The organism is Streptomyces sp. NPDC005805, from assembly GCF_040630445.1.
In the GTDB taxonomy this organism is placed as follows: Bacteria; Actinomycetota; Actinomycetes; order Streptomycetales; family Streptomycetaceae; genus Streptomyces.
In genome coordinates this window covers 22,623-35,126 of the sequence record NZ_JBEXXN010000012.1, presented here as the reverse complement: position 1 = coordinate 35,126, position 12,504 = coordinate 22,623, and the positions used below count along the sequence as shown (strand labels likewise).

The following is a 12,504-nucleotide window of genomic DNA, read 5'->3' as shown; positions in this document are numbered from 1 at the left end:
CACGTATGGGTTCCCACCGGGCCGACAGCCGAGCCGACAGACGACAGCCCCGTGCGCACGCGCGCCCCAAGACCGGGGGGCGGGCACGCGGGGTGGCCCTCGCACTCGGAGCGTTCACGGTGGCCGCCGGTGTCGGCGTCACCCTCACCAGCGGTGGCAAGGGCGGCGAGGCCGCCAGCGTCGCGGCCGACCTCCCCGACCCGAACGCCGGTGCGATATCCGGCACGGACGCGGCGGGCGGGGCCACTCCCCTGGTGACGCCCTCCGCGTCCACCAGCCCCAGCGCCTCGCCGCTCCCGAGCATGACCGCGGCCGAGGCGAAGGAGAAGGCCCGGGCCCAGGCGAAGGCCGAGGCGGAGGCCAAGGAGAGGGCCGAGAAGTCCGCGGCGGCGGCCAAGCGGGCCGAGCGCAAGGCGACGCGTACGCCGGTCGCCGCCCCCTCGACGCAGCAGGCCCCCGCCGGTCCCGGGACGGGCGTCGGCGGTAGCGGCGGCGGCGCGGACCAGGGTTCGGGCGACAGCCCGAACGGGCCGGAGGCCCAGGTCCTGGCGCTGGTCAACAAGGAGCGGGCCGCGGCCGGCTGCGGCCCGGTCACGGCGAACCCGCAGCTCACGCAGGCGGCCGACGACTACAGCGATGTGATGGCCGCGTCCGGTGTCATGTCCCACACCGGCCCCGACGGCTCCACGATGACGAGCCGCGTCGAGGCGGCGGGCTACGCGTGGTCCAACCTCGGCGAGAACATCGCCCGTGGCCAGGCCGACGCCGAGTCGGTGATGGAGTCCTGGATGAACAGCCCGGGCCACCGCGCGAACATCCTGAACTGCTCCTTCGACGAGCTGGGCGTCGGTGTCCACATGGGCGACGGCGGCCCGTGGTGGACCCAGAACTTCGGCGCGGGCCGCTGACCGGCCACCGCCGACGCCCCCACCACCGCCCCTGCCCCTGACGGCGGAGCCCCGAGCGGGGTCCGCCGACGGCAGACGCCCGCCCGGCCGGTCGGATCCCTGCCCCGGCCGGGCGGAGCAGCGCCGCCGCCGGTCCCGTGCACCCGGCGGCGGCGCGCCGTCGTTTCCGGACCGCTCCCGCGCTTCCGCCCCCCGTCGCTCCGCGCGACCACGGAGGTGACTCACTCACGGCCACCGCCCGCGTTGCGGCCCGCCGCGGGGTGGAGTTCGTCGCCGGCGTCCGGGAGTTCCGGGCGGGAGGCGTCGGCGGCGGCCTGCTTCGCACGGCCGGCGGCACCCCGCGTCTCGTACCAGGAGACGGCGAAGGTGACGGAAAGAACCGTCACGATGAACGACAGGGAAGCCCAGATCGGCACCTTGTAGACATCGGTGAGAAGCAGTTTCACGCCGATTCCCGCGAGAATCACGCCGAGGCCCGTCTGGAGGCGCCTGAATCGGCGTGCGGCACCGCTGATGAGGAAGTACGCGGCCCGCATTCCGAGCAGGGAGAAGGCGTTCGCGGCGAAGACGATGAACGTGGTCTCCGTGACAGCGAAAATCGCGGGAATGCTGTCGACGGCGAAGACGACGTCCGTCGTCTCGACGACCAGCAGGGCCGCGAAGAGCGGGGTGGCCATCAGCACGCCCCGGGAGCGGACGAAGAAGTGCTGGCCGTGCAGTTCCTCGGTGACCGGCATCGTCCGCCGCAGTCCGCGCAGCACGATGTTGCGTTCGGGACGCACCTGCGCGGCGCCGTGCCGGAGCACCTTGTAGGCCGTGAACAGCAGCAGGGCGCCGAAGACGTAGAGGGTGACATGGAACGCGTCGAGGAGGGCCGCGCCGACCGCGATGAAGAGTCCGCGCATCAGCAGGGCGCCGACGATGCCCCACATCAGCACACGGTGCTGGTAGCGGTCCGGAATTCCGAAGTAGCCGAAGATGAGGGCGAATACGAAGATGTTGTCGACGGACAGGCTCTTCTCGATGAGGTAGCCCGCGACATACTCCTCGGCCGCGACGTGCCCCTGCCAGAGGTAGAGAATTCCGGCGAAGCACAGTCCGAGGGTGACCCATACGGCGCTCCATATCGCCGCTTCCCTGATCGGGATGACCGCGGCCTTTCGGTGAAAGACGAAGAGGTCCAGGACCAGCACAAGGGCTATGAAGCCGATCAGGGCGATCCAGGCGAATAGCGGGACGTCCATACCGTCCCCGTTCCCGCTTTGCCCTTTCTTTAACATTCGGGGGCGTATGGGTTCCTGAATGCCATGGCCATGCCGGGCCGCGCGCCCGCCCTTCCGGGCCGCACGCCCACCCTTCCGCGCCGCCTACCCCTCCGGCTCCGACTCCGCCAGTGAGAACGAGACCGTCACCCGGGCCCCGCCCAGGGGGCCCCGGGTGATCGTCAGTTCGCCGTCGGCCTCGCGGGCCGCGCGGGCCACGATGTCGAGGCCGAGGCCCGTGCCGCCCCCGCCGCCGGTGCTGACGCCCCGGGTCAGCGCGGCCTCCGGGTCCGCGACGCCGGGCCCCGCGTCGTCCACGATCAGGACCGCGTGCCGGTCCGCGCGTTCGACCCGGACGGCAAAGGCGGTGCCCTGCGGGGTGTGCCGGAAGACATTGCCGATCAGCGCGTCGACGACCGCCGCCAGATCGTCCTCCGGGAAGCGGACGGGCACCGCGCGCGGGGTCAGCGAGCGCTCGCAGACACGTTCCTGCTGGGCCGCGAGCACCGACCAGAAGTCCAGCCGCAGGGCGACGACGTCCGCGAGTTCCACGGGCCTCGTCGGCGCTCCCCCGCCGCTCTGGCCGGCGGCCAGCGGAGTACGGGCGGCCGCGATGATCGAGTCCAGTTCACGTTCGAGCTGTGCGACGGCCTCCCCGATGCGCCGCGCGCCCGGGGTGCCGCTCATCAGGTCCGCCTCCAGATAGAGGGCGGTGAGCGGGGTGCGCAGCCGGTGGGACAGGTCGGCGACCATCTCCCGTTCGACGGCGAGGAGTTCCACCACCCGGTCCGCCATGGTGTTGAACGCCTGCCCGGCCTCCTGGAGCTCCGGCGGGCCGTCCGGCCGCACCCGGACGTCCAGGTCGCCCGAACCGAGCGCCAGGGAGGCGCTCTTCAGACCGCGCGAGGAGCGCACCACCCGGGCGCCGAGCCGGTCCGCGACGAGGACCGAGCCGCCGACCAGCCCGAGGGCGAGCAGCGCCATGACACCCCAGGACGCGGCGACGCCCCGGGTGAGGTCCGCGCCGGGGACGTACGCCTCGACCACCGCGACCCGGTCCTCGGGCAGGACCACCGGCTGGAGGTGGACCCAGCCGTCCGCGGTCTCGACCGAGAGGGTCTCCCGGTTGCCGACCGCCCGCTCCAGGGCCTCGGGCGGGGCGTGGGAGGTGCCGACGAAGCCGCCGTCGGGCAGCCGCACGGCGAGCTGGTCGCGGGAGCCCAGCTCGGTGACGGCCTGCTGCACGTCCGCCCGCTCCGTGGTGAGGGCGAGGACGGGCGAGAGGGCGGCGGCCCGCTGCTCGGCCGCGGTGGTGACGCGGTCGCGCGCCTGCTCGCGGACGAGCAGGGCGAGCGGGATGAGGAAGGAGAGCGCGACCATGGACGTGACGGCCAGGGCGATCCCGGCGAGGGCCCGCCTCATGGCGTGGTGACCAGTTTGATACCGATTCCGCGCACGGTGTGCAGATAGCGCGGATCGGATGCCTTTTCGCCCAGTTTGCGGCGAAGCGCCGAGAGATGGACGTCGACGGTCGGTTCCTCCAGGTAGGGCTGCTGCCACACCTCGACGAGGATGCGCTTGCGGGAGATCACCTGGTCCGCGTTGGCGGCGAGATAGGCGAGAAGATCGAACTCACGCCGGGTGAGGGAGAGTTCACGCCCGGCGAGATGGGCGGTCCGGGCGGCGGGGTCGATCCGTAGGTCGGCGACCTGGACGACGGGCTGCCGGTCGCGCTCCTCGCCGGACGGCGCGGAGCGCCGCAGCACGGCGGCGAGACGGGCGGCGAGCTGGCCGCCGGAGAACGGTTTCACCATGTAGTCGTCGGCGCCCGCGTTGAGGAGCCGGATGGCCTCGGTGTCGTCGTCACGGGCGGTGGCGACGAGGACCGGGACCCGGGATATGCCGCGAATCATCCGCAACACGTCCAGACCGTCCAGATCGGGCAGACCGAGGTCGAGTACGACGATATCGGGCGGGTCCTGGGTGACCTCGCGCAGCGCTTCGAAGCCCTGGTGCGCGGTCTTGACCGCGTAACCGTGGCCCGTGAGCACCTCGATCAGGGCGGCTCGGATCACCGGGTCGTCCTCGACGACAAGTACGGAGGCCATGAGCAGGCACGTTAGCCGGTCCGTCACTATGGTGTCGTGTCCCGTCTCCTGCGCTACGTGATCATCTGGCTGTCCTGCACGGCGGCGAGCGTCACGGCCGTGATGATCACCGTCCACTTCGTGGTCGGTTCGACCCGGCCCACCGCTCCGGTCGCGCAGTCGGCACCGGACGGCTTCTCCCCTGCCCCGACCGCCACGGTCACCGCCTCCCCGTCGCCGTCCCCGAAGCCCAAACCCAAACCGAGCAGCCCCAAGCCCTCGCCGAAGCCGACGCGGACGGCGGAGCGCCCGGCCACGACGCCGAGCCGGCCGGCCCCCTCGACGCCCCCGGCCCCGCCCGCCGGGTCCGGGCAGGGGGCGGGCTGCCAGCAGGAGGGCGGCTCGGGCGTGCACACGATCGCGTCCCAGGGCGGGAAGGCGACGGTCCGCTTCGGCGGGGGCGGGGTGTGCCTGATCTCGGCGGTGCCGAACCAGGGGTTCACGGCGAGCACGACGCAGGGCGAGCAGCGGACCCTGACAGTGACCTTCGCCGCGGACCGGCACCGCTCGGAGATCACGGCCTCGACGGAGCCGTCGGACCGGGCGAGCGTGCGCGAGACCTCGTTCTGACATGCGCGGGACGTTCCGACGTGCGCGAGACCTCGCCCCGAGGGGGGTGCGACCTCGTTCCGAGAGGGGCGACCTCGTTTCGAGAGGGCGGGGCGCGGGGGGCGCTCTGCGGTGACCGGTACACCCGGGGCCACCGCAGAGCGTGTGAAGAATGGTTTCTTCCGACGTCACATCTCGTTCAGCACGCTGCGCCCGCCCCGTCCGGCGTCGTAATCGGCCCAGATGGACTCCAGGTCCCACCGGCGGTCCTCCTCCGCCGCCGCCCGGAGAGGCGCGTCCGGTTCCCACTGCGGAACCGTTTCCTCGGATTCCGGGGCCGCCCCGGAGACCTCGGTGTCCTCAATCCCTCCGAGCCGCCGCTCGAATTCGGCCTGCAACCGGTCCAGGGTGTCGAGAAAGCCGTCCAGCGACTCGTCGGCGAGCAGGTCGAGGCGGTGGGGGTGGTGGCCGGACAGGGAATCGCCGGCTCCACAGGTGCAGTCGGACCGGGTGCTGACATCGAAAGAGACAGGAACGTTCATTGCCATACCCCCACAACGACGTCTGTCCCCAAGGAGAACGAGCCATTCGGGTGACGCTTCCGGCCGGCTGAGGGCATCCGCTCAGAGGTACCGGCGGATGGGCAGCACCGCGCTCTCGCGCACCCGCTGCACCACTGACCGGCGCTTCCACCGGCCGGGGCGGATGCGGTCGCTGACGGCGAGGTCCTCGTCGAAGTGGCCGTCGAGGGTGGCGGTGACCTCGCGGTCGAGGACCGCGAGCATCACCTCCTCGTCGTGGTCGAGGGAGCGGCGGTTGAAGTTGGTCGAGCCGATCAGGGAGGCGACCCCGTCCACGGTCATGATCTTGGCGTGCATCATGGTCGGCTGATAGTGGTGGATCTCGACCCCGCAGGCGGTGAGGGCTTCGTAGTGGTGCTGGCCGGCGAGTTGGCAGACCCGCTTGTCGGTGTGCGGGCCGGGCAGCAGGATCTGCACCTCGACCCCGCGCGCCGCCGTGTCGCAGAGCAGCTCGACGAAGTACGCGTCGGGCGAGAAGTACGCGGTCGCCAGGCGCAGCCGCCGCTGCGCGGACTCGGCCATCACCCGGATCAGGGTCTGCATGTCCTGCCAGCCGAAGCTGGCCGAGCCGCGGACCACCTGGACGATCGAGCCGCCCGTGGCCTCGTGGTCCACGAACCGGTCGCGGTCGTCGAAGAGTTCGGTGTGGCACTCGGCCCAGTTCTGCGCGAACGCGGCGGCGACCCCGTCCACGGCCGGGCCGCGCACCTCGACATGGGTGTCCCGCCACTCGCCGGGGCCCCGCGCGTCGCCGCACCACTCCTCCGCGATGCCGACGCCGCCGGTGAACGCCCGCTCCTCGTCCACCACCAGCACCTTGCGGTGGCAGCGATGGTTCTGCTTGAACGGCGACAGATACAGCGGCTTGCGGAACCAGGCGACGTCCACGCCCGCATCGCTCATGTCGTCCAGCAGGTCCTTCTCGATGAGCCTGCTGCCGAAGCCGTCCAGCAGCAGCCGCACCCGCACCCCGGCCCGGGCCCGCCCCGCCAGGGCCTTCGCGAACCGCCGAGCGATGTCCCCGCGCCAGTAGACGAAGGTCATCATGTCGACGGTGTGCCGGGCGCCCTCGATCGCCGCCAGCATCGCGGGGAAGATCTCGTCCCCGTTGCGCAGCGGGAGCACGGTGTTGCCCTCGGTGGCGGCGATGCCGATGAGGCGTTCCAGTCGTCTGCGGATCCGGGATATCCGTTCGTCCGGATCGGCGGTGCCGACGGCCCCCGGGTGCCCCGGACGGGTGTCGCCGCCGGGCTGCGGGGCCTGCTGGACGGACGTCATACGGACTCCTCTCGGTCGGGGCCCGGTGCGCGGGCCTCTGCCCGTCTACCCCCGCGCGCGCGATCGGCACAGACAGGTGTTCGACGTCACCCGGCGGCCGAGGGGAGGCTGCGCCAGGGGCCCGGGGCGCCTGGCGCGAGTTCCATGTCGGCGCGCACGGCCTTGTAGTAGCGCTCCCGGGCCTCGCGCTGCCCGGTGAGCAGCGCCGACCACTCCTCGGGCGCGCGCCGCGCCTCGCGCAGGAACGCCTCCATCTCCAGGACCACGGTCAGCCACGCCCGCGCGGCGGCGACCACCTCCGGCGAGCCGAGCATCAGCAGGGCCTCGCCGGACGGGTCGCGGGCGTCGCTCGCGTCGGCGAGCAGCGGGGCCGCCTCCTCGGGCGTGAGGGGGTGCGGATGCGGGTCGTTGCCGAGAAAGGCGGCGACGCGGTAGGAGAGCGTCACGGTCTTCTTCAGTGACCGGGAGTAGTCCGAGTAGACGGTGAGACGGCGCTCCTCCCACCGCGCCGCCTGCTCCCGCCCGAACCGGGCCCGGTCGGTGCGGGTCAGGGCCAGATAGGAGCCGAACGCGCCGATCACGACGCCGAGCAGGGCGGGGAGCTGCTGTATGAAGGCGGACATGGGCGTCACGGTAGCGGGCGTGGTACGCCAACGGCGGCGCGAGACCGGGCTGTTGGCCCGCCCCGTCGGCGCGCGCCCGGGGCGGGTCCGGTGAGGTGCCCGGCCTCACCCGTGGCCGGTGGCGGCCTTGAGCTCGTGCGCGGCCGCGTCCGCCGTGCCCCGGTCGGGGTGGTGGTCGCGCAGGGCGGGCAGGACGCGGGCGAGGACGTCCGGTTCGGCGCGGGCGAGCGCGGCGACCAGGGCCCGGCCGCCGCCCGGCCAGGTCCCGGCCGCCGCGTCGAAGGCGGGCAGCAGGGACGCGGGCGGAATGTCCGCGAGCAGGGCCCGGGCGCGCTCCGGGTCCTCCTCCGCCTCGGCCGCCCGCAGGGCGTCGCGCAGGTCCTGCGACCAGCGGCGCTCCAGCTCCTCGGCGAGCAGCACGGCCCGGGCGGTCAGGGGCACGGCGCTCTCGTCGGGGGCGGTCTCGTCGTCGGCGGCGGCTCCGGTTTCGGTCCCGGCCGGCGTCCCGGTTCCGGTTCCGGTGCCGCGGGAGTGGAGCAGCCGCAGCGCGTGGGCGCCGAGGACCGGGTGGGTGAGCGCCGACCGCAGCGCCGTGTCCGGGACCCCGGCGCGCTCCAGCAGGGCGAAGCAGCCGAGGAGCCTGCCCCCGTGGCCCCCGGTCGACCGCTGCGCGGCGATCTCGTCGAGAAGCGCCGCCCACGCCTCGTCGGTACCGCCGTGGCGGGCGGCCCAGTCGCCGAGGGTGGCCGCGCCCACGGCCGGGGGCCAGTTGACGACGGCGGCGACCGTGGTGCGGGCGTCCCAGGCGGCGATCTCCCCGGCGTCCGGGGCGGTCAGTTCGCCGGTGGCGAGGACATGCCGCATCACGGTCGCGCCGAGCGGGGTGAGCCCGTACGCGTCGCCGCGCCGGAAGACGCAGCCGGTGCCGGCCAGGCCGTCGACGAGCTGCGCGAGCGCGCGGGCGGGCGGGTCCAGACGGGCCCGGTCCTCCTCGGTCGGGGTCCCGGTCCCGAGCAGGACGCCGAGCTGCTCGGCGGACGGCGTCTCGTACGCGGCGGGCCGGACGGCGGGCAGCGCCACCGGCTCCTCCTCCTGCTCGGGGGCGACGTCCGCGCCCCCGGCGTCGGGGCCGGACGCGTCGGCGACCTTGCGGACCACGGAGTCGGGGGTGCTGCCGCGCTCGTAGAGCGAGTAGAGGAGGTGGGCGGCGTCCAGGGACCAGTCCCCGTAGGGTTCGACGCTCACGGCCGGGAGGCTCTCGGCGCGGGCGGCGAGGATGTCCGCGGCGAGTTCGACCAGGTCCTGCGGGGTGCCGGAGTCCCAGACGGCGCGGGCGTCCGGGAAGCCGCAGCGCTCGGCGAGGGCGCGGGTCCCGTCGTCGGCCCCGGACCCGGTATCGGCGGCGGGCCCGGTCCCCGACCCGGTGTCGGCCCCGGTCCTGGCGTCCGCCCCGGCCCCGGTCTTGGTATCGGTCTCCGCGAGGGCCTTCGGCAGGGGCGCGGCGTGCAGCAGGGCGCGGACCTCCTCGGGCGCGGCGGCGCGGGCGGGCGGCGGCAGCGGGATGCCGGAGTGGCCGTAGTAGTCGAGGTGTTCGCCGAGCATGCGGTCGGCGAGCTCCCGGTGGGGCAGGGTCTCCGGCCCGGGCGCGAGCCGGGCGTGCGGTCCGGCGAACGCCTCCGTCAGCCCGTATGCGCTCCACCGGTCGGTCAACGCGTCGGCCAACGCGCCCAGTTCGGCGCCGAGCGCGTCCTCGGGGTGGTCGTCGTCCAGCGGCGGGGCGGGCAGCAGCGGACCCGCAGGATGGGGCTCCCGCGTGTCCCGGGCGAAGGCCGCGAGCAGCAGTTCGTCGAGCGCGGCCCGTACCGCGAAGGTCCGGTCGGCGACCTGGGCGCGGCGCACGCCGTCGGGGAGCGCGGTCCGGTCGGTGTGCGGGGCGCGGGCGTACGCGTCGAGCCAGGCGGCGACGGCCGCGGGGTCGCCGGGGTCGGTGCCGTCGGCGCGCAGCAGGGAGGCATACCAGCGGTGCCAGGTCAGCCGCGCGGGGTCGGCCATGGCCCGGCGGAACGCGGGCTCCGCCTGGTCGACGGCCGCGAGGAGGCGGGCGTGGCGCTTGGCGTTGAGCCGTCCGGCTTCCCGGACCCGGTCCGCGAGGGCGCGGAGCACCTCGGGCACGGCGTCGGTCTCCGCCTCGTCCGCCCCGAGGAGGGCGGGCAGGTCGCCGCTGAGCACCTCGGCGACGAGCGCCGGCGTCGGCTCGGGCCCGCCCGCCCGGCGGTCGGCGCCGCGCAGGGCGAGCAGGGCCAGCACGGCGTCGGCGGGCCGGGCGGGCAGCGCCCTCCCGCTGCCCCGCGCGGCGGCCCAGGCGAGGAAGTCGTCGAGTCCGGTGTTCAGCGGGGAGGCGTGCGGGGCTGCGGCGGCGGCCGCGTCGGCGGCAGGCGTGGTACGGGTCACGCGGGGAGCGTAGGGAACGCGGGCGTCCGCGCGCGCCGTTGCGGACCTGCTGTACGCCGAACGGGGGACGCGTTGGTCCGGAAGGCGCCCGGCGGGGCCGGCTCGGGGTCCTGACCTGCGGGGCTGCCGCGCATCCGGGAGAGCGCCATGGGAGCCCCGGCCGGTCGCCCGCATCCCGCCGGTTCTCGCCGTTTCCCGCCGATGAGTTCGCGGGGCGGGCGCGGTCACCCCTGTATGAACGACATGGACGGCATGAACGGCATGGACGGCATGAACGACTCGGCGATGAACACCTCGGCACAGGCCCCCGACCCCGCGCCCGGTTCCGCCCCGGCTTCCGCTCCCCCGGACCGGCCCGACCTCGGACCCGTCGCGGAGGGCGTCGCCCGGCTGCTGCCCGGCGTCCCCGACGAGCGGCTCGACGGGCCGACGCCCTGCCCTGAGTACGCGGTCCGGGACCTGCTGGGCCATCTGCACGGCCTCTCCGCCGCCTTCCGGGACGCGGCCCGCAAGGACCTCGGCCCGAACACCTCCACCGACCCGGGGTCGCACCGCCCGGTCCTGCCCGCCGACTGGCGCACCTCGCTCCCGGCCCTCCTCACGGACCTGGCCGCCGCCTGGCGCGTCCCGGACGCCTGGGACGGGATGACGCAGGCGGGCGGCGTCACCTTCCCCGCGTCGGACGCGGGCATGGTCGCCCTCAACGAGCTGTTGGTCCACGGCTGGGACCTGGCCCGCGCGACGGACCAGCCGTACGCCCCGGACCCGGCGAGCCTCGCCGTCTCGCGCGCGCTGCTGACACCCCAGGAGCCGGACGGACCGGACGGGGCGAGCGAGCCGGACGGGGCGGGGAACGGTCTCTTCGGCCCGGTGGTCCCGGTCCCGGACGACGCGCCGGAGCTGGACCGCGTGGTGGGGCTCAGCGGCCGCCACCCGGACTGGACGCCGCGCCCCTGAGCCCGCACGGGGAGCGGCACTGCGCACACGGCATACGCTGTTGCCCATGACGCAAAGTGTCGGCACGCAGAGCGACGGCGATCTGGACGGCCTGGTGCGCAAACGCATCCGGGCCCTGCGGGTGGCGCAGGGCTGGTCCCTGGAGGAGCTGGCCGGCCGCGCCAACCTCAGCCAGTCGACGCTCTCCCGGATCGAGAACGGCCGGCGCCGCCTCGCCCTGGACCAGCTCGTCACCCTCGCGCGCGCCCTGGACACGTCCCTGGACCAGCTGGTGGAGACCGCCTCCGACGATGTCGTCACCAGCCCGGTCGTCGACGTCGCGCACGGGCAGCTGCGGTGGCCGGTCAAGGGCGACCCGGGCCTGACCGTGGTACGCCGGCGGATGACCGATCCGCCCCCGGACAACCCGGCGCGGATGCGCGCACACCCCGGCCGGGAGTGGCTCGTCGTCCTCTCCGGCACCGCGGTCCTGCTGCTGGGCAACCGCCGGCTGCGCATCGAGACCAACCAGGCCGCGGAGTTCCCGACGATGCTGCCGCACGCCATCGGGGCGGAGGGCGGGCCCTGCGAGATCCTGGGCATCTTCGACCGCGACGCGCGACGCGGGCACCAGCGCGACGAGGTCGGCGGCGGTGGACCCGAGACGGCCGGCGGTCACGGCAGCCCGTGACGACCCCGGTCACCGCGGCCCCCTTGCGCGCACGGCACCCCTGACGGCCATCCTCTTGCGCATACGGCAAGCACCCGTGCCCCAGGCGCATGAGGGTCGTAGCGTGGACGTATGACCCACACCCACCCGCACACCCACGGCGGCCCGCACCCCACGCACCACACACAGCACAAGCAGCACACCGCCGACGAGCTCGCCGACCAGGCGGAGATCCTCGACCTGGACGCGGAGGTCCTCGCCGGGCACATCGCGGCGATCACCGCCTGGCTGCCCGCCGAGTCCGCGCCCCGCCGGATCATCGACCTGGGCTGCGGCACGGGAGCGGGCACGTTCGCCCTGCTCGACCGCTTCCCCGAGGCGCAGGTCACCGCCGTCGACTCCTCGGCAGAGCACCTCCGGCGCCTGCGGGAGAAGGCGGGCGCGGCGGGGGTGCTGGAGCGCCTGCGCACCGTGCAGGCCGATCTCGACGCCGCCGACTGGCCCGAGCTCGGCACACCGGACCTGGTGTGGGCCTCGGCCTCGATGCACCACCTGGCCGACCCGGACCGGGCCCTTCTCCGCGTCCATGAACTCCTCGCGCCGAGCGGGCTGTTCGCCGTCGTGGAGCTGGCCGGCTTCCCCCGGTTCCTGCCCGCCGACGCCCCGGCGGACCGGCCCGGCCTGGAGGAGCGCTGCCATGCCGCGATCGAGCCCCGCCACGCCGAGCACATGCCCCACCGCGGCGCGGACTGGGGGCCGATGCTCACCGCCGCCGGGTTGACCGTGGAGGGCGAACGCACCGTCACCGTGGACATCGACGGCGCCGGTGACCCGACCGTGGGCCGCTACGCGCTCGCCGGCCTCCGGCGCCTGCGGCACAGCGTGGCGGACGCCCTGCCGCCCGAGGACCTGGCCGCGCTCGACCGGCTGCTCGACACCGACGGCCCGCACAGCGTCCTGCGCCGCGACGACCTCGCGGTCCGCACCGAACGCACCGTCTGGGCCGCGCGCCGCCCCCGCTGAACCACCGGGTGCCTGCCGGCGCCCATGGGCCCGGTCAGCCGGCACACCGGTCACCGCCCGGTGGCCCCGGCGCGGG

The 12,504-nt window shown here is 74.6% G+C and carries 13 protein-coding genes; 5 read left to right on the top strand and 8 right to left on the bottom strand.

Annotation, left to right across the window (positions count from 1 at the left end; translation table 11 throughout):
- The first annotated feature begins 92 nt into the window (after positions 1-92).
- Complete coding sequence (locus ABZ457_RS09445) at positions 93-908, top strand: CAP domain-containing protein (RefSeq protein WP_359155687.1); 816 nt, start codon at positions 93-95, stop codon at positions 906-908.
- A 221-nt stretch (positions 909-1,129) separates the two neighbouring features.
- On the opposite strand, the gene ABZ457_RS09440 is transcribed toward ABZ457_RS09445, so the two are convergent.
- From ABZ457_RS09440 to ABZ457_RS09425, 4 genes are all read right to left on the bottom strand, one after another.
- Positions 1,130-2,152 (bottom strand): TerC family protein, encoded by a 1,023-nt coding sequence (locus ABZ457_RS09440; RefSeq protein ID WP_359155685.1) that lies wholly within the window; start codon positions 2,150-2,152, stop codon positions 1,130-1,132.
- 123 nt (positions 2,153-2,275) lie between these two features.
- The gene (locus ABZ457_RS09435) at positions 2,276-3,592 is read right to left on the bottom strand and encodes a HAMP domain-containing sensor histidine kinase (protein ID WP_359155683.1); all 1,317 of its coding nucleotides are present in this window, start codon (positions 3,590-3,592) and stop codon (positions 2,276-2,278) included.
- Entirely contained in the window at positions 3,589-4,278 is a 690-nt protein-coding gene (locus tag ABZ457_RS09430) for a response regulator transcription factor (RefSeq protein ID WP_359155681.1), read from the bottom strand. The genes ABZ457_RS09435 and ABZ457_RS09430 overlap by 4 nt, the downstream gene beginning before the upstream one ends.
- Before the next feature lie 53 nt (positions 4,279-4,331).
- Positions 4,332-4,673, bottom strand: coding sequence for a hypothetical protein (locus tag ABZ457_RS09425; protein ID WP_359155678.1), 342 nt, complete (start codon positions 4,671-4,673; stop codon positions 4,332-4,334).
- On the opposite strand from ABZ457_RS09425, the gene ABZ457_RS09420 reads away from it, so the two are divergent.
- Entirely contained in the window at positions 4,666-4,887 is a 222-nt protein-coding gene (locus tag ABZ457_RS09420) for a hypothetical protein (protein WP_359155676.1), read from the top strand. The genes ABZ457_RS09425 and ABZ457_RS09420 overlap by 8 nt on opposite strands.
- Before the next feature lie 167 nt (positions 4,888-5,054).
- On the opposite strand, the gene ABZ457_RS09415 is transcribed toward ABZ457_RS09420, so the two are convergent.
- From ABZ457_RS09415 to ABZ457_RS09400, 4 genes are all read right to left on the bottom strand, one after another.
- A complete protein-coding gene (locus ABZ457_RS09415) occupies positions 5,055-5,414 on the bottom strand; it encodes a hypothetical protein (protein WP_359155674.1) in 360 nt (119 codons plus the stop codon).
- 75 nt (positions 5,415-5,489) lie between these two features.
- Entirely contained in the window at positions 5,490-6,725 is a 1,236-nt protein-coding gene (locus tag ABZ457_RS09410; protein WP_359155671.1) for a phospholipase D-like domain-containing protein, read from the bottom strand.
- 86 nt (positions 6,726-6,811) lie between these two features.
- The gene (locus ABZ457_RS09405) at positions 6,812-7,348 is read right to left on the bottom strand and encodes a hypothetical protein (protein ID WP_359155669.1); all 537 of its coding nucleotides are present in this window, start codon (positions 7,346-7,348) and stop codon (positions 6,812-6,814) included.
- Between the two features lie 105 nt (positions 7,349-7,453).
- Complete coding sequence (locus ABZ457_RS09400; RefSeq protein WP_359155667.1) at positions 7,454-9,799, bottom strand: hypothetical protein; 2,346 nt, start codon at positions 9,797-9,799, stop codon at positions 7,454-7,456.
- Between the two features lie 270 nt (positions 9,800-10,069).
- Between ABZ457_RS09400 and ABZ457_RS09395 the strand changes: the two genes are divergently transcribed.
- The 3 genes from ABZ457_RS09395 to ABZ457_RS09385 all read left to right on the top strand — a co-directional run bounded on the left by ABZ457_RS09395 (position 10,070) and on the right by ABZ457_RS09385 (position 12,428).
- Positions 10,070-10,756, top strand: a complete 687-nt coding sequence (locus ABZ457_RS09395; RefSeq protein ID WP_359155854.1) for a TIGR03086 family metal-binding protein — start codon at positions 10,070-10,072, stop codon at positions 10,754-10,756.
- Positions 10,757-10,802: 46 nt separating this feature from the next.
- The gene (locus ABZ457_RS09390; RefSeq protein WP_359155665.1) at positions 10,803-11,426 is read left to right on the top strand and encodes an XRE family transcriptional regulator; all 624 of its coding nucleotides are present in this window, start codon (positions 10,803-10,805) and stop codon (positions 11,424-11,426) included.
- Positions 11,427-11,537: 111 nt separating this feature from the next.
- Entirely contained in the window at positions 11,538-12,428 is an 891-nt protein-coding gene (locus ABZ457_RS09385) for a class I SAM-dependent methyltransferase (protein WP_359155663.1), read from the top strand.
- The last annotated feature ends 76 nt before the right edge of the window (positions 12,429-12,504 follow it).